Source organism: Pseudomonas sp. JR33AA, from assembly GCF_021378985.1.
Classification (GTDB): Bacteria; Pseudomonadota; Gammaproteobacteria; order Pseudomonadales; family Pseudomonadaceae; genus Aquipseudomonas; species Aquipseudomonas alloputida.
In genome coordinates this window covers 22,996-49,509 of the sequence record NZ_JAJSAW010000007.1, presented here as the reverse complement: position 1 = coordinate 49,509, position 26,514 = coordinate 22,996, and the positions used below count along the sequence as shown (strand labels likewise).

The 26,514-nt window shown below is 60.6% G+C and carries 27 protein-coding genes and 5 tRNA genes; 20 read left to right on the top strand and 12 right to left on the bottom strand.

What is annotated here, in order from left to right; all coding sequences use genetic code 11:
* The first annotated feature begins 17 nt into the window (after positions 1-17).
* The 5 genes from LVS58_RS13340 (at position 18) to mgtE (ending at position 2,427) form a co-directional block, all read left to right on the top strand.
* A tRNA-Ser gene (locus tag LVS58_RS13340) sits at positions 18-108 on the top strand.
* A 106-nt stretch (positions 109-214) separates the two neighbouring features.
* Positions 215-291, top strand: a tRNA-Arg gene (locus LVS58_RS13335).
* Between the two features lie 71 nt (positions 292-362).
* A tRNA-Arg gene (locus LVS58_RS13330) sits at positions 363-439 on the top strand.
* A gap of 72 nt (positions 440-511) precedes the next feature.
* Positions 512-588: transfer RNA gene (locus LVS58_RS13325), tRNA-Arg, on the top strand.
* Positions 589-984: 396 nt separating this feature from the next.
* Positions 985-2,427, top strand: a complete 1,443-nt coding sequence (mgtE, locus tag LVS58_RS13320; RefSeq protein WP_003254500.1) for a magnesium transporter — start codon at positions 985-987, stop codon at positions 2,425-2,427.
* Positions 2,428-2,534: 107 nt separating this feature from the next.
* Here the strand turns inward: mgtE and LVS58_RS13315 are convergent, their stop codons facing one another.
* Positions 2,535-2,861 (bottom strand): Arc family DNA-binding protein, encoded by a 327-nt coding sequence (locus LVS58_RS13315; protein ID WP_003254499.1) that lies wholly within the window; start codon positions 2,859-2,861, stop codon positions 2,535-2,537.
* 344 nt (positions 2,862-3,205) lie between these two features.
* Between LVS58_RS13315 and phnN the strand changes: the two genes are divergently transcribed.
* Positions 3,206-3,799: a phosphonate metabolism protein/1,5-bisphosphokinase (PRPP-forming) PhnN gene (phnN, locus tag LVS58_RS13310; protein WP_233691490.1), complete on the top strand. Its 594-nt coding sequence runs from the start codon at positions 3,206-3,208 to the stop codon at positions 3,797-3,799.
* A 111-nt stretch (positions 3,800-3,910) separates the two neighbouring features.
* Positions 3,911-3,987: transfer RNA gene (locus LVS58_RS13305), tRNA-Arg, on the top strand.
* Positions 3,988-4,070: 83 nt separating this feature from the next.
* Here LVS58_RS13305 and LVS58_RS13300 read toward each other — a convergent pair.
* Both LVS58_RS13300 and LVS58_RS13295 read right to left on the bottom strand, forming a co-directional pair.
* Positions 4,071-5,453, bottom strand: a complete 1,383-nt coding sequence (locus LVS58_RS13300) for an amino acid permease (RefSeq protein WP_233691489.1) — start codon at positions 5,451-5,453, stop codon at positions 4,071-4,073.
* Between the two features lie 243 nt (positions 5,454-5,696).
* Positions 5,697-6,224, bottom strand: a complete 528-nt coding sequence (locus LVS58_RS13295) for a hypothetical protein (protein WP_233691488.1) — start codon at positions 6,222-6,224, stop codon at positions 5,697-5,699.
* A 215-nt stretch (positions 6,225-6,439) separates the two neighbouring features.
* Here LVS58_RS13295 and LVS58_RS13290 point away from each other — a divergent pair, with 215 nt between their 5' ends.
* Entirely contained in the window at positions 6,440-7,438 is a 999-nt protein-coding gene (locus tag LVS58_RS13290; RefSeq protein ID WP_233691487.1) for a sensor domain-containing diguanylate cyclase, read from the top strand.
* 111 nt (positions 7,439-7,549) lie between these two features.
* On the opposite strand, the gene lpdA is transcribed toward LVS58_RS13290, so the two are convergent.
* The 4 genes from lpdA to LVS58_RS13270 are packed head-to-tail and all read right to left on the bottom strand — an operon-like array spanning position 7,550 to position 12,496.
* Positions 7,550-8,929, bottom strand: a complete 1,380-nt coding sequence (lpdA, locus tag LVS58_RS13285) for a dihydrolipoyl dehydrogenase (protein ID WP_233691486.1) — start codon at positions 8,927-8,929, stop codon at positions 7,550-7,552.
* 2 nt (positions 8,930-8,931) lie between these two features.
* Positions 8,932-10,203 (bottom strand): dihydrolipoamide acetyltransferase family protein, encoded by a 1,272-nt coding sequence (locus LVS58_RS13280; protein ID WP_233691485.1) that lies wholly within the window; start codon positions 10,201-10,203, stop codon positions 8,932-8,934.
* Positions 10,204-11,262 (bottom strand): alpha-ketoacid dehydrogenase subunit beta, encoded by a 1,059-nt coding sequence (locus LVS58_RS13275; protein WP_233691484.1) that lies wholly within the window; start codon positions 11,260-11,262, stop codon positions 10,204-10,206. It lies immediately after the preceding gene.
* A 1-nt stretch (position 11,263) separates the two neighbouring features.
* Positions 11,264-12,496, bottom strand: coding sequence for a 3-methyl-2-oxobutanoate dehydrogenase (2-methylpropanoyl-transferring) subunit alpha (locus LVS58_RS13270; RefSeq protein WP_233691483.1), 1,233 nt, complete (start codon positions 12,494-12,496; stop codon positions 11,264-11,266).
* Between the two features lie 198 nt (positions 12,497-12,694).
* On the opposite strand from LVS58_RS13270, the gene bkdR reads away from it, so the two are divergent.
* The 3 genes from bkdR (at position 12,695) to LVS58_RS13255 (ending at position 16,062) form a co-directional block, all read left to right on the top strand.
* Entirely contained in the window at positions 12,695-13,180 is a 486-nt protein-coding gene (gene bkdR, locus LVS58_RS13265; RefSeq protein ID WP_012273540.1) for a Bkd operon transcriptional regulator BkdR, read from the top strand.
* Positions 13,181-13,348: 168 nt separating this feature from the next.
* Positions 13,349-14,590, top strand: a complete 1,242-nt coding sequence (locus LVS58_RS13260) for a glutamine synthetase family protein (protein WP_233691664.1) — start codon at positions 13,349-13,351, stop codon at positions 14,588-14,590.
* Positions 14,591-14,721: 131 nt separating this feature from the next.
* A complete protein-coding gene (locus LVS58_RS13255) occupies positions 14,722-16,062 on the top strand; it encodes an MFS transporter (protein ID WP_233691482.1) in 1,341 nt (446 codons plus the stop codon).
* Between the two features lie 37 nt (positions 16,063-16,099).
* Here LVS58_RS13255 and LVS58_RS13250 read toward each other — a convergent pair whose 3' ends face one another.
* The 5 genes from LVS58_RS13250 to flgA all read right to left on the bottom strand — a co-directional run bounded on the left by LVS58_RS13250 (position 16,100) and on the right by flgA (position 19,412).
* A complete protein-coding gene (locus LVS58_RS13250; RefSeq protein ID WP_233691481.1) occupies positions 16,100-16,669 on the bottom strand; it encodes a hypothetical protein in 570 nt (189 codons plus the stop codon).
* Between the two features lie 171 nt (positions 16,670-16,840).
* Complete coding sequence (locus tag LVS58_RS13245; protein WP_233691480.1) at positions 16,841-17,584, bottom strand: flagellar brake protein; 744 nt, start codon at positions 17,582-17,584, stop codon at positions 16,841-16,843.
* A gap of 79 nt (positions 17,585-17,663) precedes the next feature.
* On the bottom strand, positions 17,664-18,131 hold the full coding sequence (locus LVS58_RS13240; protein ID WP_010955106.1) for a flagella synthesis protein FlgN: 468 nt from the start codon (positions 18,129-18,131) through the stop codon (positions 17,664-17,666).
* A gap of 49 nt (positions 18,132-18,180) precedes the next feature.
* The gene (gene flgM / locus LVS58_RS13235; protein WP_003254479.1) at positions 18,181-18,495 is read right to left on the bottom strand and encodes a flagellar biosynthesis anti-sigma factor FlgM; all 315 of its coding nucleotides are present in this window, start codon (positions 18,493-18,495) and stop codon (positions 18,181-18,183) included.
* A gap of 164 nt (positions 18,496-18,659) precedes the next feature.
* The gene (flgA, locus tag LVS58_RS13230; RefSeq protein ID WP_012051593.1) at positions 18,660-19,412 is read right to left on the bottom strand and encodes a flagellar basal body P-ring formation chaperone FlgA; all 753 of its coding nucleotides are present in this window, start codon (positions 19,410-19,412) and stop codon (positions 18,660-18,662) included.
* A 77-nt stretch (positions 19,413-19,489) separates the two neighbouring features.
* Here flgA and LVS58_RS13225 point away from each other — a divergent pair, with 77 nt between their 5' ends.
* From LVS58_RS13225 to flgG, 9 genes are all read left to right on the top strand, one after another.
* Positions 19,490-20,419 (top strand): chemotaxis protein CheV, encoded by a 930-nt coding sequence (locus LVS58_RS13225; protein ID WP_233691479.1) that lies wholly within the window; start codon positions 19,490-19,492, stop codon positions 20,417-20,419.
* A 52-nt stretch (positions 20,420-20,471) separates the two neighbouring features.
* Positions 20,472-21,299 (top strand): protein-glutamate O-methyltransferase CheR, encoded by an 828-nt coding sequence (gene cheR / locus LVS58_RS13220; RefSeq protein ID WP_004575768.1) that lies wholly within the window; start codon positions 20,472-20,474, stop codon positions 21,297-21,299.
* 288 nt (positions 21,300-21,587) lie between these two features.
* The gene (flgB, locus tag LVS58_RS13215) at positions 21,588-21,998 is read left to right on the top strand and encodes a flagellar basal body rod protein FlgB (RefSeq protein WP_233691478.1); all 411 of its coding nucleotides are present in this window, start codon (positions 21,588-21,590) and stop codon (positions 21,996-21,998) included.
* Between the two features lie 2 nt (positions 21,999-22,000).
* Positions 22,001-22,444: a flagellar basal body rod protein FlgC gene (gene flgC / locus LVS58_RS13210; protein ID WP_179052797.1), complete on the top strand. Its 444-nt coding sequence runs from the start codon at positions 22,001-22,003 to the stop codon at positions 22,442-22,444.
* Positions 22,445-22,456: 12 nt separating this feature from the next.
* Complete coding sequence (gene flgD / locus LVS58_RS13205) at positions 22,457-23,158, top strand: flagellar hook assembly protein FlgD (RefSeq protein ID WP_233691477.1); 702 nt, start codon at positions 22,457-22,459, stop codon at positions 23,156-23,158.
* A 28-nt stretch (positions 23,159-23,186) separates the two neighbouring features.
* Positions 23,187-24,509 (top strand): flagellar hook protein FlgE, encoded by a 1,323-nt coding sequence (gene flgE / locus LVS58_RS13200; RefSeq protein WP_233691476.1) that lies wholly within the window; start codon positions 23,187-23,189, stop codon positions 24,507-24,509.
* 70 nt (positions 24,510-24,579) lie between these two features.
* Entirely contained in the window at positions 24,580-24,771 is a 192-nt protein-coding gene (locus tag LVS58_RS13195; protein WP_233691475.1) for a hypothetical protein, read from the top strand.
* A 160-nt stretch (positions 24,772-24,931) separates the two neighbouring features.
* Entirely contained in the window at positions 24,932-25,672 is a 741-nt protein-coding gene (gene flgF, locus LVS58_RS13190; RefSeq protein ID WP_233691474.1) for a flagellar basal-body rod protein FlgF, read from the top strand.
* Positions 25,673-25,719: 47 nt separating this feature from the next.
* Entirely contained in the window at positions 25,720-26,505 is a 786-nt protein-coding gene (gene flgG, locus LVS58_RS13185; RefSeq protein ID WP_233691473.1) for a flagellar basal-body rod protein FlgG, read from the top strand.
* Positions 26,506-26,514 lie beyond the last annotated feature (9 nt).

The following is a 26,514-nucleotide window of genomic DNA, read 5'->3' as shown; positions in this document are numbered from 1 at the left end:
TATTCGCCTCGTGTTGCGGTGAGGTGGCCGAGTGGCCGAAGGCGCTCCCCTGCTAAGGGAGTATACCTCATAAGGGTATCGGGGGTTCGAATCCCCCCTTCACCGCCATTATTCGCTTAGGGCGCTGCAAACAGTAAGAACGCTAAGTAGTTGATTTTAAACGAAAAAGTTCTTGCAAAAATGTTTCAGCGACCTATAATGCGCGGCAAGACACGGACTCATAGCTCAGCTGGATAGAGTACTCGGCTACGAACCGAGCGGTCGGAGGTTCGAATCCTCCTGAGTCCGCCACTTTTGAAGTGGCTTTGCTTAAAAGCTGCTTCAAACAACCAGTGGTAACCTGGTCTAAAAATACCAATTGCGGACTCATAGCTCAGCTGGATAGAGTACTCGGCTACGAACCGAGCGGTCGCAGGTTCGAATCCTGCTGAGTCCGCCACTTTTTGAAGTGGTTCTGCTTGCAAAGCTACTTCAGTCAACCAGTGGTAATCTGGTCTAAAACTACCACCACGGACTCATAGCTCAGCTGGATAGAGTACTCGGCTACGAACCGAGCGGTCGCAGGTTCGAATCCTGCTGAGTCCGCCACACCCCATCAGAAAGCCCGCTCAATAGAGCGGGCTTTTTGTTTGTGCGTCAATGAATTCTTGAACATGTCGATCTACGCTTTTCTGTAATGATTGCGGTGTAGTTTGGCGCCGCTGAGCGGCCTCAAAAATCGAATGTGCTTTCCCATCCATAACAACCGTCGCACTGATAGCTTCGAGCGTTGTCCCAGCTTTATCACGCAAACGATTGTTCTGGCCAAAAATTTAAGCGATCTGACAGCTTTAGCAGTGTATGATTGCGCCCGTCAGCCCCGCCGGGGCTTGTGGAAAACCACCATGGACTTACCCAGTAGTTACTCGCTAACACGATTCATACAGAAAGATCTGACCGATTGATTCCCTCGGCGTGCTCCGCTGCTGGGAGTGGAGTTCGCCTATGACCGAAGTAGAAGTTAAAAAAGCGCAAGAAAGCCTGCAGGATCGCCTGGCCCAGGTGGTCGAACTGTTGCAGCGCCAGCGCATGGTCGAAGACCTGACCCATCGCCAGGAAGGCGCGCACAACGACCTGGTAGAAAACCTGGTCCACCGCCAGAACCTCGTCGAGCTGCAGCGCAAGCTCGACGACCTGCACCCCGCCGACATCGCCTACATCCTCGAAGCCTTGCCCCTGGAAGATCGCCTGACGGTCTGGCAGCTGGTGCGCTCGGAGCGCGATGGCGACATCCTGCTGGAAGTTTCCGATTCGGTTCGCCAATCGTTGATCGCCGACATGGACGATCATGAGCTGCTGGCTGCCGCCAAGGAGATGGACGCCGACGAACTGGCCGACCTTGCCCCAGAGCTGCCGCGTGACGTTGTTCACGAGCTGATGGAAACCCTCGATGCCCAGCAACGCGAGCGGGTGCGTTCGGCGCTGAGCTACGACGAGGAGCAGGTCGGTGCGCTGATGGACTTCGAGATGGTCACCATTCGCGAAGATGTCAGCCTGGAGGTGGTGCTGCGCTATCTGCGCCGCCTGAAAGAATTGCCGAACCACACCGACAAATTGTTCGTGGTCGATTACGACGGCATCCTCAAGGGTGTATTGCCGATCAAGCGCCTGCTGGTCAACGACCCGGAGAAGAAGGTGGCAGAGGTCATGGCGACCGATCCTGTCTCCTTCCAGCCCGAGGAAGATGCCTACGATGCAGCGCAGGCTTTCGAGCGTTATGACCTGGTATCCGCCCCGGTGGTGGACAAGAGCGAACGCCTGATCGGCCGTCTGACCATCGACGAAATGGTCGACCTGATCCGTGAGGAAAGCGAGAGCGAAGTCCTCAACATGGCGGGTCTGCGTGAAGAGGAGGATATTTTCGCCTCGGTCTGGCGTTCGTTCCGCAACCGTTGGGCGTGGCTGGCAATCAACCTGATTACCGCCTTTGTTGCTTCGCGCGTGATCGGGTTGTTCGAAGGCTCGATTGAAAAGCTGGTGGCGTTGGCTGCGTTGATGCCGATCGTTGCGGGTATTGGTGGCAACTCGGGTAACCAGACCATCACCATGATCGTCCGCGCCATGGCCCTGGACCAAGTGTCGCCAGGCAATACCAGCCGCTTGATGCGCAAGGAGTTGGCGGTGTCGCTGATCAACGGCCTGGTTTGGGGGGGCGTGATTGGTGCGGTAGCTTTCTGGCTGTATGGCAGCTGGTCGCTGGGGGTGGTGATGACCGCCGCGATGACCTTGAACCTGTTGCTGGCGGCGCTGATGGGCGTGCTGATCCCGATGACATTGGCCCGCTTGGGGCGCGACCCTGCGATGGGGGCGAGCGTGATGATCACCGCTGTGACCGACAGCGGTGGTTTCTTCATCTTCCTTGGACTGGCCACGCTGTTCCTGTTGTAAGCCGATCTTCCCTGTGGGAGCAATCTCGCAGGGAAATGGCCTTGCTGCCATTCAGATGCCCACAAAAAAGCCAGCTTGCGCTGGCTTTTTTGTGTTCGCTGCAGGCCTCAGGAGGCGTCTGCGGCCATTTCCACATCGTGAGCGATGAGGGCGACCAGGGCGTTCTGCTGGCGGTGTGACAGTTGGCGGAAACGCTGCAGCAACTCGCGCTCATGCAGGGACAGCTCAGGGCTGTCCAGGCGCATGCTCAGCTCGTCACCCAACGCACCTTCCTGGATAAGGCTCTGTTCCAGGCGTGCAATGATCTCGGAGTTCATGCTGCGGTGGTGGTTGCGCGCTACCTCGGCAATGCGCTCACGCATTCCGTCTGGCAGGCGGACGACGAACTTGTCAGCGGTGCGGCTCGAATAAATAGCCTGTTTCATTGGGCGCATATAAATTGACCAGAGTTTGGTTCAGGGGAAGCGGTTCTCAAATTGGCCGCACGGGATGGAAGTACGACCGTGGCGACGACAAAATGTTCAACCGCCAGTGAAAAATGGATGCTCATCTTGCCTCATGGTCGCCGTTTGCTTGGCGTCAATTATGTGACAAATAGTGAGCCGGATAAAGGCTTTATGCCAGTACCAATTATCAGAAATGAGCACTGGTTTGAAAAGTTTTACATGCCCTGGCTAGCCTGGCCGTCAGTCTTTTGCCGTCAATAATGGGTAAAACGCAGAAAAATGCCCAGAAAAGCCCTAGAATGCGCCGGTTCTCTCCATAGAGCATAGTGGCTATGCAACATGACGCAAGCGACCGCCGATCAGCTACGGGGCGGTTGATATTTCTGGTCGGGCCGTCCGGTTCCGGGAAAGATTCCCTGATCGACGCTTCGCGTGAGCAACTGGCCGTCGCCGGGGTAGAAGTAGCCCGCCGGGTCATCACCCGTTCGGCCGAAGCCAAAGGTGAAGCTGCCCAGGGTGTCACGCCCGAGCAGTTTGACGCGTTGCGTGCGCAGGGAGCGTTTGCCATGCACTGGCGGGCCAATGGCCTGGACTATGGCATACCCCGGCAGGTGGACCAGTGGTTGGCGTCCGGGAGGTCAGTGCTGGTGAATGGCTCGCGGGCTTATTTGGCAGAAGCCCGTCAGTGCTACCCGGATTTATTGGCCGTGTTGGTCGAGGTCAAGCCTGAGGTGCTGCGCCAGCGCTTGCTCGCCCGAGGCCGGGAAACCGCAGAAGAAGTGGAGCAGCGCCTGGCGCGCAGCGCACGCTTGCAAGCTGCAGCCGACCCGTCGGTGCATGTGCTGGATAATTCTTCCACACTGGAGGCGGCGGTCGCTGCATTCTTTTCGCTGCTTCGCCATCAGGGCGTGCTACCGCGGCGATAGCAGCCGCAGAAAAGGATTACGCGAAAAAGCCCAGTTCAGGCATGACAAACGCCAGCATGCTGGTTAACATGCTGGCCATCCCGCTGTGCAGCGCTCGCTGCCGGTCGTAGCGTCTCAGTAGCTCAATTGGATAGAGCATCCCCCTCCTAAGGGGAAGGTTGCAGGTTCAATTCCTGCCTGGGACGCCATTCTTGTCATTCCCATCATTGTCTCCGTCGCCTTTGTTGCCACCGCGCTGCTGTTTACAGCACTTGCGCTTGGCTAGGCGCTGTCATGCATCACGTTCGCGGCATAACGCCGCGCTTGAGGCCAGCCGCTGGCGCATCAGGAAGTACCCCGCCACTACCAGCAGTACCGTCAGCACCGTGAACCAGAACTGGAAACGCGATGCCGGATCGAACGCCTGGGTGCCGATGACTGCCAGCAAGGCGAACAGCGCAATGATATTGGTATAGGGGAACAGCCAGGCACGGAAGGCGTTTGGGGCGACCGCTTCGTGGCGGGTTTTCCTGCGCATGGCCACGTGGGCGATGATGATGAAGATCCATACGACCATGACCAGGCTGCCGGTACTCTTGGCCAAGGTCATGAACAGGTCGCCGCCACTGACAAAGTGTACGGTCAGGATCACCGTGCAGATCGACAGGCTCAGCAGCAGTGCATTGATCGGTACGCCCTTGGCACTGGTGCGTGAGAAGAGCTTGGGCGCATGACCGCGCTGGCTCAGTGAGAACAGCATGCGCGAGTTGGAGAACATGAACGAGTTCATTACCGACATGAACGAGACGAACAGCACCAGTTTCATGGCCACTGCAGCACCCCCGAACCCGGCCAGGCTGAACAGCGAAACATAGGGCGAGGCCAGGTTGGCCTTGTCGGTCCAGGGTAGGCAAAGGATCAGGATCGAAACAGACCCTACGTAGAACAGCATCACCCGCAGGATCACGCTTTTGATCGCGCGGATCACGTTCTGTCGCGGATTCTCTGACTCACCTGCGGCCACGGCGGCAATTTCACTGCCGCCCAGTGAGAAGATCACCACGATAACGCCGGCCATCACCGGTGATAGGCCGTTGGGCATGAAGCCGTCATGGGCGGTGAGGTTGACCAGACCGGGGGCGGGTATCTCGCTGTGCAGGCCGAGCAGGATCGAGACGCCCAGCAGCATGAAGATCAGGATGGTGGCGACCTTCATCGCGGCCAGCCAGTACTCGACTTCGGCAAATGAACGCACCGAGTAGGCGTTGCTGGCCATCAGTGTCACCAGCATCAGGAAGGCGCCTGCCCAGATCGGCAGCCACGGCAGGAAGTCATGCAGGATGGCGCCCAGCAGTACCGCTTCCAGGGTGATGGTCATCATCGACTTGAACCAGTACAGCCAGCCGACCGCAAACCCTGCCCAGTCGCCGAGGTAGGTGTTGGCGTAGGTCGAAAACGACCCTGCATCCGGGTTGCGGCAGGCCATTTCGCCCAGCATGAACATGACCAGGGTGACCACCAGGCCACCAATGAAATACGACAGTATGGCCGCGGGCCCTGCCGATGCGATCAGTGAGCCCGAGCCCATGAACAGCCCTGCACCGATCACCCCACCCAGCGCGATCATGGTGATATGCCGCTGCTTGAGGCTTTGCTTCAAACCGTGTGATTGCATTTCCTTGTCCTCTCTTATTTTAGGGGGGATCCGACATCGTCCCCCTACGCAGGCATCGTCATGCGCCTGCGTCCACGCGTGGCAAATAGCTACCAGCCTGCCACCCTGGACAATAAGGCCAAGGACCTCAAACGAATTCTCTGCACAACATCCTGCCGATTTTTCCTGAGACCGAAGATGGCGTCGGTAGCGTTGCCGTTGATGAAGCCATGCACCACCTGAACATCGACGCCACCGAACGCTTCAAACCGGGCTTGCCGCTTGTTGCTCTTCATCCAGGCTGCCGCCCACCTTGGCGAGCTGCTCTTGCGCTTTCTCCTCGCTCTTGCGCTCGATGTCTTCTTTCATGCGCTGTGCGATCAACTCGTCGACCTTTGCTTTCATCTCGGGCGGCAGGGCGTCGTACTCTTCTTCGGTCAGGCCTATTTCACGCAGCAGTTTTTCCTTGATCATCTCGCCGGGCGACTTGGACATGAAGTCGTGAAATTCCTGCCGGGCAGTTTTGGGCGGCAGTGGTTCTCCGATGACCGGCTCGGTGGTCGCAGAACCCAGGTTTTGCAACATCACCTTGAATTTGGCAAAGGCTTCTGCACGAGCATCCTCAGCGTTTTGCTGAGCGGTACTGCCCCCGCTCTGTTGCTGGTTCGCCGTGTTGGCGGTGGTTATTGGCGTGCGGACCGGTGCAATCTGGGCCACTGTCTGCTCATCGTTGGTGTACCGGGGCTGATGGAGCGTGGGCTGCCAGCTGACGCCGTTATGGGCGATTATCATGTTTCCTCCTTGGAAATCTCGTTGGCAGGTACGCAACGCAAAAGCCATGCCAGCGCTGTGCCGTTCGAAATCAGGGCTTTGGCACTATTTCGGTTGCACACGGGCGGGCATATGCTTGCCCGTGATAGGCATCATCTTGCCGCTCGCGGCAATCAACACCACTGTCGGCAGCCCCTTGATCGGAGCGCAGTTGCTGGGCATCAGGGAGAGCGTCCATGAATCAAGACACCAGGCCGGTTCCTGCCGGCTTCAGTGAACAGCAGTTGCACACCTTGTTCGATTTGATCAGCGATGGCATCTGGGACTGGAATGCCAATACTGGCTACGTTTATCGCAATCCGGGCTGGTACAGCATGCTGGGTTATGCCAGCCACTCCATGGCCAACTCGGTATTTACCTGGGAAAGCGTGATCCATCCCGAAGACTACCCACGGGTAATGGCCCATTTCGAGGCCTATATCAATCAGCGCAACGAACGCTACCGCATTGAATACCGTTGCCGTTGTGAGGACGGCAGCTACATCTGGATCGAAGACAGCGGCTACGTCATCGCGCATAACGAGGACGGTTCCGTGGCACGCATGCTAGGCGCGCATCGCAATATCGACGCTGGCAAGCGCTTGGTGACTCAACTGGAGCAAAAGAACCAGTCGCTGGAGTGCCAGGTGGCCGAGCGTACCCGCGAGTTGTCCTGGGTGAACCAGCAGCTACAGCGGCAACTGGACGAAAACCGTGAATTGGCCCAACGCGATGCGTTGACCCGTGTCGCCAACCGTTACCGGCTGGAGAGTGTGTTGCAGCTGGAGTGCCAGCGCGCCCAGCGCTTCCGCCAGCCGTTGTCGCTGATCGCCATGGACATGGATGATTTCAAGCCGATCAATGACCGCTACGGTCACGCCCGTGGCGATGCGGCGCTGGTCCGGGTGGCCGAAAGCCTGCGCACCTGCTTGCGCGAACTGGACCTGCTGGCGCGCTGGGGCGGCGACGAGTTCGTCATCGTGCTGCCGCAGACCACGTTGGGGGAGGCGCTTGATGTGGCGGCGCGCCTGCGCCAGGTGCTGGAGCAGGTGGAGCCGGTGGGTGATTGCCGGCTGACCATGAGCTATGGCGTGGTGCAGTGGCTGGAAGGGGAGGACCAGCACGCGCTGCTGGCGCGTGCCGACAAGGCGCTATACCGGGCCAAGGGGACAGGCAAGAACGCAATTGCCGGGTAGCAAGCCCCTCAGCGCGCACGCTGTTTTCTGGAGGCTTAGATGGCCTGAATGAAAAAAGACCCGCAGCGCCTCTCGGCGCAGCGGGCCAAATCGGCCTTGGCCGCTTCAGTGTCAGATATGCAAGGCGTGGCCCAGGGCACGCAGTGCGGCTTCCTGCACGGCTTCACCCAACGTGGGGTGGGCATGAATGGTGCCGGCCACATCTTCCAGGCATGCGCCCATCTCCAGCGATTGGGCAAACGCTGTGGACAGTTCGGAAACCGCCACGCCAACCGCCTGCCAGCCCAGGATCAAGTGGTTGTCGCGCCGCGCCACCACGCGTACGAAGCCGCTTTTCGATTCCAGGCTCATGGCCCGGCCGTTGGCGGCAAACGGGAACTGCGCGACGATGCAGTCCAGGCCCTGCTGGCTGGCTTGTTCCGGGGTCTTGCCGACCACCACCACTTCCGGGTCGGTGAAGCACACGGCGGCAATCGCAGTGGGCTCGAAGCGGCGGGCCTTGCCGGCGATGATTTCGGCGACCATCTCGCCCTGGGCCATGGCCCGGTGCGCCAGCATCGGTTCGCCAGCCACGTCGCCGATCGCCCAGACGTTGTGCATGCTGGTGTGACAGCGTTCGTCGATGGCAATGGCGGCGCCGTTCATCTTCAGGTCCAGGCATTCCAGGTTGAAGCCCTTGGTGCGTGGCCGACGGCCCACGGCCACCAGCACCTGGTCAGCCTCCAGGCGCAGTTGCCCACCCTTGCCGTCGTTGGCCAACAGGCAGCCATTTTCGTAACCTTCGACGCTGTGGCCCAGGTGCAGGGCGATACCCAGCTTCTTCAGCGAATCGGCCACCGGGGCGGTCAATTCGCTGTCGTAGGTCGGCAGAATGCGTTCGCGCGCTTCCACCACACTCACCTGTGCCCCCAGCTTGCGATAGGCAATGCCCAGCTCCAGGCCGATATAGCCACCGCCTACCACCACCAGGTGTTGCGGCAGGGCTTTCGGTGCCAGGGCTTCGGTCGAGGAAATCACCGGGCCACCCAGCGGCAGCATAGGCAGTTCGACACTGCTGGAACCGGTCGCCAGCAACAGATGCTCGCACTGGATACGCTGGCCATCGACCTCGACCTGCTTGCCGTCCAGTACCTTGGCCCAGCCATGCACCACTTTCACGCCGTGCTTTTTCAGCAGGGCGGCAACACCGGTGGTCAGGCGGTCGACAATGCCGTCCTTCCAGGTGACGCTCTGGCCGATGTCAAGGCGCGGCGAAGCCACGCTGATGCCCAGCGGCGAGGGTTGGGTAAAGCGCGAGGCCTGGTGAAACTGCTCGGCCACGTGGATCAGTGCCTTGGACGGGATGCAGCCGATGTTCAGGCAGGTGCCGCCCAGTGCCTGGCCTTCCACCAGTACGGTAGGAATGCCCAGTTGCCCGGCGCGGATGGCGGCTACATAGCCGCCAGGGCCGCCGCCGATGATCAGCAGGGTAGTCTGGATAATCTGTTGCATGCTCACTCCACGAACAGGCAGGCGGGTTGTTCGAGCAGGCCACGCACGGCCTGGATGAACAGGGCGGCGTCCATGCCATCGACCACGCGGTGGTCGAACGAGCTGGACAGGTTCATCATCTTGCGCACGACGATCTGGCCATCGATCACCACCGGCCGTTCGACCATGCGGTTGACCCCGACGATTGCCACTTCCGGGGTGTTGACCACCGGCGTGCTGACAATGCCACCCAAGGCGCCGAGGCTGGTCAGGGTGATGGTCGAGCCGGACAGCTCCTCGCGGCTTGCCTTGTTGTTACGTGCAGCGTTGGCCAGGCGCGAAATCTCGCCGGCATTGGCCCACAGGCTGCCCGCTTCGGCGTGGCGCAGCACGGGGACCATCAGGCCGTTGTCACCTTGGGTGGCAATGCCCACATGCACCGCACCGTGGCGGGTGATGATCTGCGCTTCGTCGTCGTAGGTCGCGTTGATCTGCGGGAAATCACGCAGTGCCACGACCAGGGCGCGCACCAGGAATGGCAGCAAGGTCAGCTTGCCGCGGCTGTCGCCGTGCTTGCTGTTGAGTTGCTGGCGCAGGGCTTCCAGTGCGGTGACGTCGATTTCCTCCACATAACTGAAGTGCGCGACCCGGCGTTTGGCATCCTGCATGCGCTGGGCGATCTTGCGGCGCAGGCCAATCACCGGCACCTGCTCGCTGTCGGTGCGCTTGGCATAGCCATTCGGTGCCTGGCCGGCACTGCTTTGCGGCTTGCTCATGAAGGCGTCGAGGTCTTCGTGCAGGATGCGCCCGGCCGGGCCGCTACCCTGCACATAACGCAGTTCGATACCGGCATCCAGGGCGCGCTTGCGCACAGCCGGCGAGGCCAGCGGCTTGTCGCCCGGCTGGCGCGGCACGATGGGTGCAGCTTCGTGGTTGGCGGGCGCTTGGTAGGCGGCGGGTTTTACGTCGTTCTGCGGTTCCGGCGTGGTTGCAATCGGGGCGGCCGGGGCCTCTATCGGCTTTGGCTGAGGCACATCCACATGGTTGCCGCTGCCTTGCACTTCAATGCGGATCAGTTCGCTACCGACCGCCATCACTTCACCGGGCTGGCCACCCAGGGCCAGCACTGTACCGCTGACCGGCGAAGGGATTTCGACGGTGGCCTTGTCGGTCATGACGTCGGCCACCACCTGGTCCTCGGCGATGATGTCGCCGACCTTGACGAACCATTCCACCAACTCGACCTGCGCGATGCCTTCGCCAATGTCCGGCATCTTGATGACGTGCGTGCCCATTCAGACCTCCATGACCTTTTTCAATGCCGCACCTACCCGCGAAGGACCTGGGAAATAAGCCCATTCCTGTGCGTGAGGGTAGGGGGTGTCCCAGCCAGTGACGCGCTCGATTGGCGCCTCCAGGTGATGGAAGCAGTGCTCCTGGACCAGCGCCACCAGTTCGGCACCGAAGCCGCAGGTGCGGGTTGCCTCGTGCACCACCACGCAACGACCGGTCTTTTTCACCGACTCGACGATGGTGTCCAGGTCCAGCGGCCACAGGCTGCGCAGGTCGATCACTTCGGCATCCACGCCGGTTTCTTCGGCGGCCACCTGGGCCACGTACACCGTGGTGCCGTAAGTCAGTACGGTCACGTCATTGCCAGGGCGGGTAATGGCGGCCTTGTCCAGCGGTACTGTGTAATAGCCGTCGGGCACGGCGCTGTGCGGGTGCTTCGACCACGGTGTTACTGGGCGGTCGTGGTGGCCATCGAACGGGCCGTTGTACAGGCGTTTGGGCTCGAGGAAGATGACCGGGTCGTCGCATTCGATCGAGGCGATCAGCAGGCCTTTGGCGTCATAAGGGTTGGACGGCATCACGGTACGCAGGCCGCAGACCTGGGTGAACATCGCTTCCGGGCTCTGGCTATGAGTCTGGCCGCCATAGATGCCGCCGCCGCAAGGCATGCGCAGGGTCAGCGGGGCAATGAACTCGCCGGCCGACCGGTAACGCAGGCGTGCCAGTTCGGAGACGATCTGGTCGGAGGCCGGGTAGAAATAGTCGGCGAACTGGATCTCCACCACCGGGCGCAGGCCATAGGCACCCATGCCCACGGCGGTACCGACGATGCCGCTCTCGGAGATGGGCGCGTCGAACACGCGCGATTTGCCGAACTTGTTCTGCAGGCCTTCGGTGCAGCGGAACACGCCGCCGAAGTAACCGACGTCCTGGCCGTACACCACCACATTGTCGTCGCGCTCAAGCATGATATCCATGGCCGAGCGCAGGGCCTGGATCATGGTCATGGTAGTGGTGGCCATGGCGGTTTCCGGGTTGATGCTGTTGTTGTGGTCGTTCATCTCAAACCCCCAGTTCCTGGCGTTGACGGCGCAGGTGTTCGGGCATCTCCTTGTACACATCCTCGAACATCGAGGCGGCGCTCGGGATGTGCCCGTTGGCCAGGGTGCCGTACTGCTCGGCCTCTTTCTGTGCGGCAATCACCGCAGCTTCAAGCTCGGCTGTGACGGCCTGGTGTTCTTCCTCGGACCAGTGGCCGATCTTGATCAGGTGCTGCTTCAGGCGGGTGATCGGGTCACCCAGCGGGAAGTGGCTCCAGTCATCGGCAGGGCGGTACTTGGAGGGGTCGTCCGACGTCGAGTGCGGGCCGGCCCGGTAGGTGACCCACTCGATCAGGCTTGGGCCGAGGCCGCGGCGGGCGCGCTCGGCAGCCCAGCGCGAGGCGGCGTACACGGCGACGAAGTCGTTGCCGTCAACCCGCAGCGAAGCGATACCGCAACCTACGCCACGGCCGGCAAAGGTGGTCGACTCGCCACCAGCGATGGCCTGGAAGGTGGAAATGGCCCACTGGTTGTTGACCACGTTGAGGATGACCGGGGCGCGGTATACATGGGCAAAGGTGAGGGCGGTGTGGAAGTCCGATTCGGCAGTAGCGCCGTCACCGATCCACGCCGAGGCGATCTTGGTATCGCCCTTGATCGCCGATGCCATCGCCCAGCCGACCGCCTGCACGAACTGGGTCGCCAGGTTGCCGCTGATGGTGAAGAAGCCGGCTTCGCGCACCGAGTACATGATCGGCAACTGGCGGCCCTTGAGGGGGTCGCGTTCGTTGGACAGCAGTTGGCAGATCATCTCGACCAGCGACACGTCGCGGGCCATCAGGATGCTTTGCTGGCGGTAGGTCGGGAAGCACATGTCGGTGCGGTTCAGCGCCAGCGCCTGGCCGCTGCCGATGGCTTCTTCGCCTAGGCTTTGCATGTAGAAGGACATCTTCTTCTGGCGCTGGGCAACCACCATGCGGCTATCGAAGATCCGCGTCTTGAGCATGGCGCGCATGCCTTGACGAAGGACCTGCGGGTCGATGTCTTCGGCCCAGGGGCCTTGCGCGTCGCCTTGCTCGTCGAGCACGCGGACCAGGCTGTAGGACAGGTCGGCAGTGTCGGCAGCGTCGACATCGATAGCGGGTTTACGGGCTTGACCTGCATCGTTGAGGCGCAGGTAGGAAAAATCGGTCTGGCAGCCTGGCCGGCCGGTGGGCTCGGGCACATGCAAACGCAGGGGGGCGTACTCGTTCATGCTTTTTACGCTCGCTCGGGTATTTGTTTTTGTGAGCTCTGAAGCGGCCGCCGCTGAATACCGGCTTGTGACTGGTAAGTCAGCGTCACCTACATCTTAGTGGCCCGGCAGGAGAATTTTTCTCTCAAGTTGATTGCCTTTGCCGAGCGGGGCAGATAAACATTCCGCATAAACACAAAAAACCGGTGATTTTGTCTTATGCGCAAACTCGATCGAACTGATATCGGCATTCTCAACAGCCTGCAAGAGAACGCCCGCATCACCAATGCCGAGCTGGCACGCTCGGTGAACCTGTCGCCCACGCCTTGTTTCAACCGGGTGCGGGCCATGGAAGAGCTGGGGGTGATCCGCCAGCAGGTGACCTTGCTGTCGCCTGAGGCGCTTGGGCTGGACGTGAATGTGTTCATCCATGTCAGCCTGGAAAAACAGGTGGAGCAGTCGTTGCATCGCTTCGAAGAAGAGATCGCCGAGCGGCCCGAGGTGATGGAGTGCTACCTGATGACCGGGGACCCGGATTACCTGCTGCGGGTGCTGCTGCCGAGCATCCAGGCGCTGGAGCGGTTTCTCGATTACCTGACGCGCTTGCCGGGGGTGGCCAATATCCGTTCGAGTTTTGCCTTGAAGCAGGTGCGCTACAAGACGGCGTTGCCGTTGCCGGCCAATGGCATGACCTTGCGGGAGTAGGGGGCCGTGCCGGCCAACAGGCTGCTTGATATTTTAAACACCCGCAGCCTATGTTGTTGTCAGCCTAAAACAACAAGGACAAGCGTCATGAGCACTGCTCAGCTTCAGGGCATCGATGAAATCGAATGCGTCACCCCCGACCTCAACGGCGTCCCGCGCGGCAAGGTGATGACCGCCGAAGGCTTCCTCGAAGGCCGTCGTCTGCAGATGGCCCGGGGAGTGCTGCTGCAGTGCATCATGGGCGGCTACCCAGCGGCGAAATTCTACGGCAGTGACGACGGCGACCTGGCACTGGTGGCCGAACCCGGTCAGGTCCACCGCCTGCCCTGGAGCAATGACGGCCGTGCCTTGGCCATCTGCGATGCCAACGAGCTGGATGGCCGGCCCTCGGCACTGTCCACACGGGGTCAGCTAAAAGCCGTGATAGCCCGCTATGCGGCACTGGGCCTGGCGCCGGTAGTGGCAACCGAGCTGGAGTTTTTCGTCTTTGCCCCCAACACCGACCCGCAGCAACCGTTCCTGCCGCCTGTAGGCAGCGATGGCCGCCGCGAGCTGGGCCATTCGGCGTTCAGTGTCAGTTCCAACAACGGCCTGCGCCCGTTCTTCAAGGAGGTGTACCACTGCATGGCGGCGCTGGGCCTGCCACGTGACACCTTCATGCACGAAATGGGTGTCAGCCAGTTCGAGATCAACCTGCTGCACGGCGACCCGCTGCTGTTGGCCGACCAGACCTTCCTGTTCAAGCACCTGCTCAAGGAAGTGGCGCTCAAGCACGGGCTGACGGTGGTCTGCATGGCCAAGCCGCTGGCGCGCACGCCTGGCAGCTCCATGCACATTCACCAGAGCCTGGTCGAGGCCGGCAGCGGGCGTAACGTATTCAGTGATGAGCAGGGCCTGCCGACAGACACCTTCCACCACTTCATCGGCGGGTTGCAGGCGTGCATGGCCGACTTCACCGCGCTGTTCGCGCCCAACGTCAATTCCTACCAGCGCCTGTGCCACCCCTATGCCTCGCCGAACAATGCGTGCTGGTCGCAGGACAATCGCGCCGCTGGCCTGCGCATTCCGGCCAGTGCGCCGATAGCGCGACGGGTGGAAAACCGCCTGCCCGGCGCCGATGCCAACCCGTACCTGGCCATTGCCGCCAGCCTGGCCGCTGGGCTGCATGGTATCGAGCAACGCTTGCAGCCATCGCCGGCCATCCAGGGCGAATTCGAAGTGCCTGAACACCTGAAACTGCCGTGCACGCTGCATGCGGCCCTGGAAAGGCTCAAGCGCAGCACGCTGGCGCGGGAACTGTTCGGCAGCGAATTCATCGAAGGCTACATTGCCAGCAAGACCCTTGAGCTGAGCGATTTCTTCGACGAGATCACGCCGTGGGAGCGCCGGGTCCTGGCGGCACAGGCCTGAGCGCGACACAACCTGCACCGGGCACGCCCCCGCAGTGCCAAATAGCTGTCGGGGGCCTGCGCCAGGCAGTTTTTGCCTTTATGCTGCTAGCACCCAAAACTGCCACCTGACCAGGGAGCTCCACGGGACGTATGCGAAATGTATGGAAGCCGTTTCAGTCGTTGTATTTCGCCGCGCTGATGATGTTGATCGGCTCGGGCCTGCTCAGTACCTACCTGGCCCTGCGCCTGGCTGCCGACCACGTCGACAGCCTGTGGGTGGGTGCGTTAATGGCGGCCAACTACTTTGGTCTGGCGGTTGGCGGCAAGGTTGGCCACCGGCTGATCGGACGGGTAGGGCACATACGCGCCTATGCCACCTGTGCCGGTATCGTCGGCGCTGCGGTGCTCGGTCATGGCCTGACCAGCTGGCTGCCGGCCTGGGTCGGGCTGCGCGTGATCGTCGGCCTGGGGATGATGTGCCAATACATGGTCATCGAGAGCTGGCTCAATGAGCAGGCCGATGTGAAACACCGGGGCGCGGTGTTCAGCGGCTACATGATCGCCTCGTACCTGGGGCTGGTGCTTGGCCAGTTGATTCTGGTGGTGCACCCGCAGCTCGGCCCGGAGCTGCTGATGCTGGTGGCGATGTGCTTTGCCCTGTGCCTGGTGCCCGTGGCGATGACCCGGCGTATTCACCCCGCGCCGTTGCGCCCGGCACCGATGGAGCCGAAGTTCTTCATCAAGCGCGTGCCGCAGTCGCTCAGTACGGTTTTAGGCTCGGGGCTGATTGTCGGCTCGTTCTACGGTCTGGCGCCTTTATATGCGTCAAGCCAGGGGATGAGTACCGAGCAGATCGGTCTGTTCATGGGTAGCTGCATTTTTGCCGGCCTGCTGGTGCAGTGGCCGCTGGGCTGGTTGTCTGACCGTTATGACCGCGCAGTGCTGATTCGTAGCGTAGCGGTAGGGTTGGCGCTGGCTGCTGCGCCGTTGGCAATACTGCCCAGTGTGCCGCTGGAGTTGCTGTTCGGTATCGGCTTCCTGATCTCGCTGCTGCAGTTCTGCCTGTACCCGCTGGCGGTTGCCTTTTCCAATGACCACGTGGAAAGCGAGCGCCGGGTATCGCTGACGGCGATGTTATTGGTGACCTACGGTGTAGGTGCCTGCATCGGCCCGTTGGCGGCTGGTGTGCTGATGAAGGTACTGGGCGCGCAGATGCTGTACGCCTTCTTTGTATTCTTCGCCCTGGTGCTGGTCTGGCGCATTCGGCCGAAAGCGGTTACCGGCCTGCATCAGGTGCAGGATGCACCGCTGGGCCACGTGGCGATGCCGGCAGCCGGTTCGCCGCTGTCGGCGGCGCTGGACCCACGGGTAGATGAACAAACGGTGCAAGATGTCATGCAAACGCCGGTGGCTGCCGAGGATACAGAAGAAGACTTGCCGCAGAGGCAGGGGACGAGCAGCCCAGAGACCGAGGCCAACTCGTCGGTTTGAATGTAGCCCGCCGCAAGCGGCGGGCACCCCCGGTCCATCAGGTGAGCTTGATGTTCTTGAGTGTGAACACCAGCAACTCACCGGCTTTGTCGCCCGCGTTCAGGAACCAGTGGTGAAGCTTCACCCTGTCCCTGGTATAGACCTCCTTGGCCAGTGCAACCCGGTGCCCTTCGCTATCGCGAATGTAAAAACGGATCTGCTCGGCGTCTTCGAGGTTGCCGTCCCACTCGTCAAGGATCTGGATTTTCCACTCCTGCCCGCCGAATACTTCTCTGTACAGCAATGGGGTGGAGTATGAGAGGACCCTTCCTACAACGTGACTGGCATAAAGTCCCAGCCACCCATGGGAGTTCTTCCTCAGCTTGGAGCCAAAGTATTGCCAGGTATCCTCACCACTGATGGTGTAGTACAGCCGATCGCCGCTCAGCTTGATGAATCGGAAGTGAAAGGTCACGGGTTTGAAACTCGCCGAATCTCGCTGATCCTCGGTGCACAACCAGCCATCCTGATCGAGTGAGAACAAGGGATGAACGTAAACAGGGGTTTCGACAACCCCGACACGTCCATATTGACAATGCAATTCGGCGGTGAATGAGGAATGGAACATATAGGCTCAGCTCCTGGTGTTGGCTGTAGTAGGTGCTGGAACCCTAAGCGGTCGACAAGCCGAGGATAACCCGGCAAGCATTCCTGGGCTTGCTGAGGCTGACGGGGGCTGAAATGCAAACGGGGCTGCATCAAGCAGCCCCGTTCGTCAGCATGTGCAACTGACGTTGCTTCAGTAATCGTCCTTGTCGAACCGCCGCGCCTCACGCTGCAGCTGATACACAAAACTCTCGATCTTGCGTTGAGCCTGCCCGCTCAGGTTGTGGAAGCGTACGCCGGCAAAGGTGGTGTTGATGCGCTCTTCATAGTGCAGATGACGCAGTTCGACCATGGTGTCCACCAGGCCCAGTGGGTTGCCCGCCTTGAAGCGCTCATACACCTGGCCCAGTTGCAAACGGTCTTCGACATTGCCCTCGAAGCGCAGTTTGCAGCCAGTGGCCGAGATATCAAGCAGCTTGCCTCGCATGGCGCCGTTGCCCTTGAGGTGAGCACCGTCGAGGATGATATCGACCAGCTGCGATAGCTTCAGCGCGGCGCGGAAGGCGTTGCGGCGCTGGTGATAGGTCATCTCTTGCGGCAGGGCGCCGCTGTAGCAGCGGTGGCCGTTGACTTCACTGATTTTCAGCGCGTGATCGCATTCCCAGGCGATGCGTACACCATCGTGGAAGCCTTCGACACGGAAGTGCTCGCCGTTCTCGATGTATTTCTCGCCGTCACGGGGGATCATCTCATCCAGTGCCAGGGTGTTGCTTTCGCGGTCCACGTGCACCACATAGCTCTGGAAACGCTGGCTGCGGTCGTGGAAGGTGATGATCAGCGGGTCGTGGCTTTCCTGCAGCTGCCGCAAGTTGGCCGCAATCTCCAAGGGGGTGCTCAACACCTTGGGTGGTTGCGGGGCATCGGATTCATTGAACACAGCTTATCGTTCTCCAGGCAAAAGCGACACACGCAAGTAACGGCATTTTGCCACTATGTTCCGTGCCTTGACAGAAAAATCACACTTGGCTGAGGGCCCGTGGCTTGGCCAGCGGCGAGGTGCTGCCGCGGCTGTCGTAGAGCGAAGGCGAATCGCCGCCCTGAAGGATGCGGATCTGGTTGTTGGTGACGTGCTGCTGCACCTGGATGATCCGGCCATTGGTCTGGTTGACCTGCTGGCAGTCGTCCATCAGTTGCGACAACATGTCGAGCCGTTGCAGCATCACATCACCATGGGGTGACTGCGCAGCTACAGCCTGCACACCGGTGCGGTCGGCACTCAGGCCCAGGCTGCCGAGCAATTGGCTGCGGCGCTGGCCGTGCTGCTCGAGCAGGATGATCAACGACTGCTTGCGCGCCAGGATTTGCTCCAGCAGCGGCATGTCGCGGCCATGCAGGGCAATTGCTTCCTTGTGCAGAAGGTCGAGCAGTTCCTGCATCGGGGCAATGTCATCTTCGATCAGTTGCAGCAAGGTGGTGTCGTGCATGGCTAACTCTTGGCTTTTTTGGCGTCCGTGAAGTCAGCGCGCCGTACGGTCAGCGCTGGGCTTCGAAATCAAGCAGTTTGCTGGCGACGCGGCCGGCATCGACCTGGTAGCTGCCGTCGGCGATTGCCTGCTTCAACTGGGCCACACGGGCGCTGTTGACCACTGGCTCGTCGCGCAGCTTGTCGCTGATTTTCTGCAACTGCTGTGCCTCCTGGCTGAGGTGAACCGCCTCTCCGCTGGCGCTGGTGTCTTTCACCGCTTCCTGGCTGGCTGCCGGTTTTTCGGCGCTGCCGGACGCGGTGTTGCCGCGCACGCCGCCCGTGACGGACGGAGAATTATTCAAACGACTGAAGTCGATGACCATGATCAGAAACCTCTGGGTATTTGGACGCTTGCCTTGTTTTCGGCCAACCCGATATAAACTTTAGGCACAAATGCATAGCCGCCTGTCGGCAAGCCCGCGAACCCGTGTTCTGACACAGTTTAGGAAAAGCGGTTCCTCACTGCCAGTGCAATCTGGTAGCAGGCCTACATACTGACCTCGACCTGTCCGGGGCCAGTCACCCTGGCCTTGACCACCCGTTTGGAATTGAGGTTGCGTACCCGGATCTGCTCGCTCAGCCCGCCCTTGCTCAGGGCTTCGCCCGGCATGCGCACGCTCAGGCTGCCACTGCGGGCAATGATCACCACCTGATCACCCTTGCGCACCACCTCCGCCTGTTCCAGGTGCTGCGGGGTGAGCACCTGGTCGATCACCGTCGGGCGTAGCATCTTCATGCCCACCGCCTGGTCCAGCTCGGTCAGAAAACCCTGGCCCAGGGTGCCGACATCCCGCTCGCGCAGGGCCACGTCACCTTCGCCGACCGTGTTGTCGCGCTTGAGTGGGCGGGTCACCACCACCACGTCGCGGAAAAGCCGCACGGTGGCCGGCACAAATACCGTCCACGGTGCTGCGCCGTTGCAGCGTATCCGTACCGTCACCCGGCCCAGCGGCTGGGCCGGGCTTTCCAGTGAGGCGTCCAGCTGCTGGCTGCACAACGGCATGCGCAAGCGTGGGTCCAGCGGGTTGACCTGGATCTCGTAGCGGCCGGCAGTCTGGGTCGTGGACAGATAATCTTCAACGGTGAATTCAAGAAACCCTTGGGTGACACCGATAAGCTGTTCAGGCAAGGTGAACGCGTTCGCCACCGTGCGAACGCCGGGCATCAGCAGGCACAGCGTGGCCAGCGGGCCAGTCAGCAAGCGTGTCAATCGTCGGGAAAATGTCGTTTTCGTGTGCATGACACTCAAAAAAGCAAAGCCCGTGCCGACTCGCTACCTGAGTTGCAACGAAAGGCTGAAACGTTAAGGAGTCTGGCATGGCGGGTGTTATGGATTCGGTCAACCAGCGCACGCAGCTGGTGGGGCAGAATCGCCTGGAATTGCTGCTGTTCCGCCTAAATGGCGAACAGCTTTACGGCATCAATGTGTTCAAGGTCAGGGAAGTACTGCAATGCCCTGCGCTGACCCTGCTGCCCAAGGCGCACCCTGTGGTGCGTGGCGTTGCCAATATTCGTGGGGCGACCATCCCGATCCTCGACTTGTCGATGGCCACCGGGTTGCGACCGCTGCAGGAAGACACACGCAACAGTTTCGTGATCATCACCGAGTACAACACCAAGACCCAAGGCTTCCTGGTGCATTCGGTGGAGCGCATCGTCAACATGAACTGGGAAGAGATCCATCCGCCACCCAAGGGGACCGGCCGTGATCACTACCTGACTGCGGTCACCCGAGTGGACAACCGCATGGTCGAGATCATCGACGTGGAGAAGGTGCTGGCCGAAGTGTCGCCGTCGTCCGAGTCGGTGTCGGCCGGTGTGATCGATGCCGACGTGCAGGACAAGGCGGTGTTGATGCGGGTACTGACCGTCGACGACTCGTCGGTGGCGCGCAAGCAGGTCAGCCGTTGCCTGCAGACCGTTGGGGTCGAGGTGGTGGCGCTCAATGATGGCCGTCAGGCGCTCAACTACCTGCGTCAGCTGGTGGATGAGGGCAAAAAGCCGGAAGAAGAGTTCCTGATGATGATCTCGGACATTGAAATGCCGGAAATGGACGGTTATACGCTGACCGCAGAGATTCGCAGCGATCCGCGCATGCAAAAATTGCACATCTGCCTGCATACTTCGCTTTCCGGGGTGTTCAACCAGGCAATGGTCAAGAAGGTCGGCGCCGATGACTTCCTGGCCAAGTTCAAGCCGGACGACCTGGCCCAACGGGTGGTCGACCGGATCAAGGCAGCGCATTGAAGCAGCCGGGGGGCATGCCCCCGGCATCAGTGATTGAAAAGAGGCGGCAGTAGTGTCTACGGGTAATTTGGATTTCGAACAGTTCCGGGTCTTCCTGGAGAAAGCCTGTGGCATCCTGCTGGGCGAGAATAAGCAGTACCTGGTTTCCAGCCGTCTCAACAAGCTGATGGAGCAACAGGGCATCAAGAGTCTGGGTGAGCTGGTGCAGCGCATTCAGGCCCAGCCGCGCGGCGGTTTGCGCGAGCAGGTGGTCGATGCCATGACCACCAACGAGACCCTGTGGTTTCGCGATACCTACCCCTTCGAGGTGCTGAAGAACAAGGTGATCCCCGAGTTCATCCGCAACAACCCCGGCCAGCGCCTGCGCATGTGGTCGGCGGCCTGTTCGTCGGGGCAGGAGCCGTATTCCATTTCGATGGCGATTGACGAGTTCGAGCGCAGCAACCTCGGCCAGTTGAAGATGGGGGCGCAGATCGTCGCCACCGACCTTTCCGGCACCATGCTGACCAACTGCAAGACCGGCGAATACGACAGCCTGGCGATTGCCCGCGGCCTGTCCCAGGAGCGCCTGCAGCGCTACTTCGACCCCAAGGGGCCGGGGCGCTGGGCGGTCAAGCCAGCGATTCGCAGCCGTGTCGAGTTCCGCTCGTTCAACCTGCTCGACAGCTATGCCAGTCTGGGCAAGTTCGACATCGTGTTCTGCCGCAATGTGCTGATCTATTTTTCGGCGCAGGTGAAGAAGGACATCCTGCTGCGCATTCACAGTACCCTCAAGCCAGGTGGCTACCTGTTCCTCGGCGCCTCGGAAGCGCTGAACGGTTTGCCGGACCATTACCAGATGGTGCAGTGCAGCCCGGGGATTATCTACCAGGCCAAGTAAGGTATGCCTTGAAGGGGGTGGCGTTTGTGAGATCGAGCGCTGCCCGATCGTCCAGGCAACACACTTCTATCGCCAAACAACGACGTCAATTTTTTGTTTTGCCGCTTTTGCCGCCCATCAATTGCCGCTTTTGTCACCGCAGGCGGAAGGCCTTTGCCGCTTTTCTGCCATCAATCTGACAGTGCTGCCCCGCAAAACCCCATAAACACGGGCTTTGCAGTGGTTGGCACAGCCCTTGCTATACCTTGCTCAACGAAATTCCGGTCAACCTCTGAAGGTTTCCCTGACATGAGCATCAGCTTCGACAAGGCGCTTGGTATCCACGAAAAGGCGCTGGGCTTCCGCGCCCAGCGCGCTGAAGTGCTGGCCAACAACATCGCCAACGCCGACACGCCCAACTACAAGGCGCGTGACATGGACTTTGCCTCGGTGCTTGCAGCCGAAAGCGCCAAGCAGCAGAGCGGCGGCCGCTTCAACCTTGACCGGACCAATAGCCGGCACATCGAAGCTGAGGGCCTGGCCATGGCCGATGAAACCCTCAAGTACCGCACGCCGCTGCAGCCGTCGATCGACCAGAACACCGTGGATGCGCAGATCGAGCAATCGAACTACACGGAAAACGCGATTGGCTTCCAGGCCAGTTTCACCTTGCTCAACAGTAAATTCAAAGGGCTGGTTTCCGCCCTGCGGGGAGAATGACCATGTCCCTTTCCAGTGTCTTCAACATTGCCGGTAGCGGCATGAGCGCACAGAACACGCGTCTGAACACCGTGGCGTCCAACATCGCCAACGCCGAGACCGTGTCTTCGAGCATCGACCAGACGTACCGCGCTCGCCACCCCGTGTTTGCCACCACCTTCCAGAATGCGCAGGCCGGCAGCAGCCAGTCGCTGTTCGAGGACCAGGGTGAGGCAGGGCAGGGCGTGCAGGTAAAAGGCATCGTCGAAGACCAGAGCACGCTGGAAGCACGCTACGAGCCGAGCCACCCAGCGGCGAACAAGGACGGCTACGTCTACTACCCGAACGTCAATGTGGTCGAGGAGATGGCTGACATGATCTCCGCCAGTCGCGCGTTTCAGACCAACGCCGAACTGATGAACACGGCCAAGAACATGATGCAGAAAGTGCTGACCCTGGGGCAGTGATAGGAAGCCGACATGACCACCACCAATTCCACTACAGACGTCGGCAGCGCATACCTGAGCTCGCTGCAGAAGCAAACGTCCAAGACTGACAGCTCTACCGGTGCCGCCGGCAGCGCGCTGGGCAAGGACGCTTTCCTGCAGTTGCTGGTTACCCAGATGCAGAACCAGAACCCGCTCGACCCGCAGGAAAACGGCGAGTTCGTGGCCCAGTTGGCGCAGTTCAGCAGCCTGGAAAGCATGCAGTCGCTGAACGACGCAGTGACCTACATCGCGGCCGGGCTGCAATCTTCCCAGGCCTTGCAGGCGTCGTCGCTGGTCGGGCGCAATGTCATTGTCCAAACCGACAAGGCCGTGGTCGATACCAGCAAGGACATGAAGGGCTCGGTCAACCTGACGTCGTCCAGTACCTCCACCTCGGTGGGGATCTACGACAAGGACGACAAGCTGGTGCGCACCATCGAGCTGGGTACCCAGAAGTCTGGCAGCATCGACTTTACCTGGGATGGCCTGAACGATGACGGTGAAGTTGCGGCCGCCGGGACCTACACCTTCAAGGCTACCGCCTCGATCGATGGCAAGGCCACGGCCATGACCACCAACCTGCCGGCCTCGGTAACCAGCGTGACCATGGGTAGCAACGGTTCGGAGATGACACTCAACCTGGCCGGGCTGGGCAGTGTTGCGCTTTCCAAAATCCAAAGCATCGGCATCTAGGGCCTGAGCAAAACGACAGGAGTTACACATGTCTTTCAATATCGGCCTTAGCGGCCTCTATGCAGCAAACAAGGCCCTGAACGTTACCGGCAACAACATTGCCAACGTTGCCACCACCGGCTTCAAGTCTTCGCGTGCCGAGTTTGCCGACCAGTACTCCAACTCCATCCGCGGCACCAGCGCGGGCAAGACCGTGATCGGCACCGGGGTAAAGACCGCTGCGGTTTCGCAGTTGTTCACGCCAGGCAATATCAATGCTACCGGCCAGGCACTGGACATGGCCATTGATGGCAACGGCTTCTTTGCCCTGAACGACAACGGGTCGAAGATCTACACCCGTGCTGGCGCGTTCTACAGCGACAAGGCCGGTTATGTGGTGAATGCTTCGGGTGCCAACCTGCAGGGTTATGCGGTCGGCGAGGACGGCAAGATCATCCAGGGTATCCTGACCAACCTGCAGATCGATACGTCCAACCTGACGCCGAAGCCGACCAGCCTCATCACTGAGAAGATCAACCTGAACTCGGGTGCGACCTCTCCTTCGGTGACGCCCTTCGATCCTGCCAACGCCAGTTCCTACAATTTCACGTTCAATACCCCGGTGTACGACAGCCAGGGTAACGAACACCAGATGAATCAGTATTTCATCAAGGACGACACGACCAATACCTGGTCGATGCACACCACTATCGATGGGCGCAACCCGGCCAATCCGGCTTCCACCACGCCGTTGGTCAACGCCGTACCGTTCAAGTCCGATGGTACGCTGGACAAGGATGCAATGACTGCGGGTGATGTCGTGGGCGGCCTGAGCATTGGCGAAGACAAGATCTTCCAGCTCAACAACTGGATCCCGGCGCAGAAAAATGCCGCCGGAGAGTGGTCGGCCAATGGCGCCATCGCCAACGCGGACGGTGTGAAGCTGGACATGCTGGGTGCTACCCAATACAACGCATCGTCGGCAGAAATCGCCAAAACCCAGGATGGCTTCGCCACCGGTGAGTTGTCGGGGCTGAGCATCGATCAGAGCGGCTACCTGTTTGCCAGCTTCACCAACGGCAAGGACAAGGTCATCGGCCAGGTGGCGATTGCCAGCTTCGCCAACCTGCAGGGCCTGACGCCGATTGGCGGCACCAACTGGAAAGAGTCCTTCGCCTCGGGCGTGCCGGTGGTCGGCGCCCCGGACACCGGGACCCTCGGCCAGATTTCCGGTGGTGCACTGGAAGACTCCAACGTCGACCTGACCGGCGAGCTGGTCAACCTGATCAAGGCGCAGAGCAACTACCAGGCCAACGCCAAGACCATTTCCACTGAAAGCACCATCATGCAGACCATCATTCAGATGACCTGATGATTGTTTTGGCTGTGGTGTTTGTAATTGGGGCCGCAAAGCGGCCCCAAGAATGTGAAGGTTCACGCTCATGAAGCGGCTGACGTTACTGGCCTTGTTCCCCTTGCTGGTGCTGGTTCTGCCGGCTCCCGCCGCCCCCGCCCCGTTCTATCAATGGCAAAGCCTGGTCACCGGCCGCTACCTGTGCTCGGCCCACAACCCGGGCAAAGGCTGGGTGCGCCACTCCGGCCCCTACAACAACGCCGCCTGCCGCGCCCATTGAGCAAGCCCTTGCCGCAGGCGGCAAACATCCGCCGACAAACTGACGGTTATTGCCCCTTGCCACGCTGAAAGCCCCGTAAACCGGGTGTTTCAGACTTGGTTCAATTATTGCTTGGAACCTGCCCAGTGACAGCGCGGCAGCGACGCGCAGAGGAGAAACTGTGGACAAGTTGCTTTATGTGGCCATGACCGGCGCCAGCCAGAACGCGCTGGCGCAGAAGGCCCACGCCAACAACCTGGCGAACATTTCCACCAACGGTTTTCAGCGCGACCTGGAGCAGGCCCGCTCGATGCCGGTGTTCGGTGACAGCTTTCCGGCGCGCGCATTCGCCATGACCGAGCGCCCGGCCACCGACTTCAGTGAAGGCCCGTTGGTCGAAACTGGCCGCGACCTTGACGTGGCGGTGACCGGCAAAGGCTTTATCGCCGTGCAGGCGCCGGACGGCAGCGAAGCCTATGTGCGTACCGGTAGCCTGAACATCGATGCCCTCGGCGTGCTGCGTGCCGGCAATGGCATGCCGGTGATCGGCAACGGTGGCCCGATCGCCATCCCGCCGGAGCAGAAAGTGGAAGTGGGTGCCGACGGCACCATCAGCATCCGCTCCATGGGTGAAGACCCGCGGGTGATGGCCGAGGTCGACCGCATCAAACTGGTCAACCCGGACACCAAAGGCCTGACAAAGGGCCTGGACGGCTTGATCCATACCAGTTCCGGCCAGCCGGCCGATGCCGACGTCAACGTGCGCGTGGTGTCTGGCTTCCTGGAAGGCAGCAATGTCAATGCTGTCGAGGAGATGACCTCGGTGCTGGCGCTGTCCCGCCAGTTCGAACTGCACGTCAAGATGATGAATGCGGCCAAGGAAGGCGACGAAGCCATGGCTCGGGTTTTGCAAATCGGCTAATCACTTTTGAACGGGTGCCGTAAAACAGGCGCACGAGGAGAACTTACATGCTTCCGGCTCTTTGGGTCGCTAAAACCGGCCTGTCCGCCCAGGACACCAACCTGACGGTCATTTCCAACAACCTGGCCAACGTCTCGACCACCGGCTTCAAGCGTGATCGCGCCGAATTCGCCGACCTGCTGTATCAGATCAAGCGCCAGCCTGGCGCCCAGTCGACCCAGGACAGCGAGCTGCCCTCGGGCCTGCAGGTCGGTACCGGTGTGCGTATTGTGGGCACGCAGAAAAGCTTCGTTGCCGGCAGCCTGCAAACCACCGACAACCCGCTGGACATGGCAGTCAATGGCCGCGGTTTCTTCCAGATCCTGCAGCCGGACGGCACCGTGTCGTATACCCGTGACGGTACCTTCCACCTGAACTCCGACGGCCAGATCGTCACTGGCAACGGCTACGCCCTGGAACCTGCCATTGTCGTGCCTAACGACGCGCAGACCTTCACCGTTGGCCAGGATGGCACCGTGTCGATCACCACCGCCGGCAACCCGGCTGCACAGGTGATCGGCAACATCCAGACCGCCGACTTCATCAACCCGGCCGGCCTGCAGGCGATCGGCGACAACCTGTTCCTCGAGACCGCCGCCAGTGGCGCGCCTCAGGTGGGCACCCCAGGCCTGAACGGTTTTGGCACCACCCTGCAGCAGACGCTGGAAAACTCCAACGTCAGCACCGTGGAAGAGCTGGTGAACATGATCACCACCCAGCGTGCCTATGAGATGAACTCCAAAGTCATTTCCACGGCCGACCAGATGCTGTCGTTCGTTACTCAGCAGCTCTAAGCCCTGTCG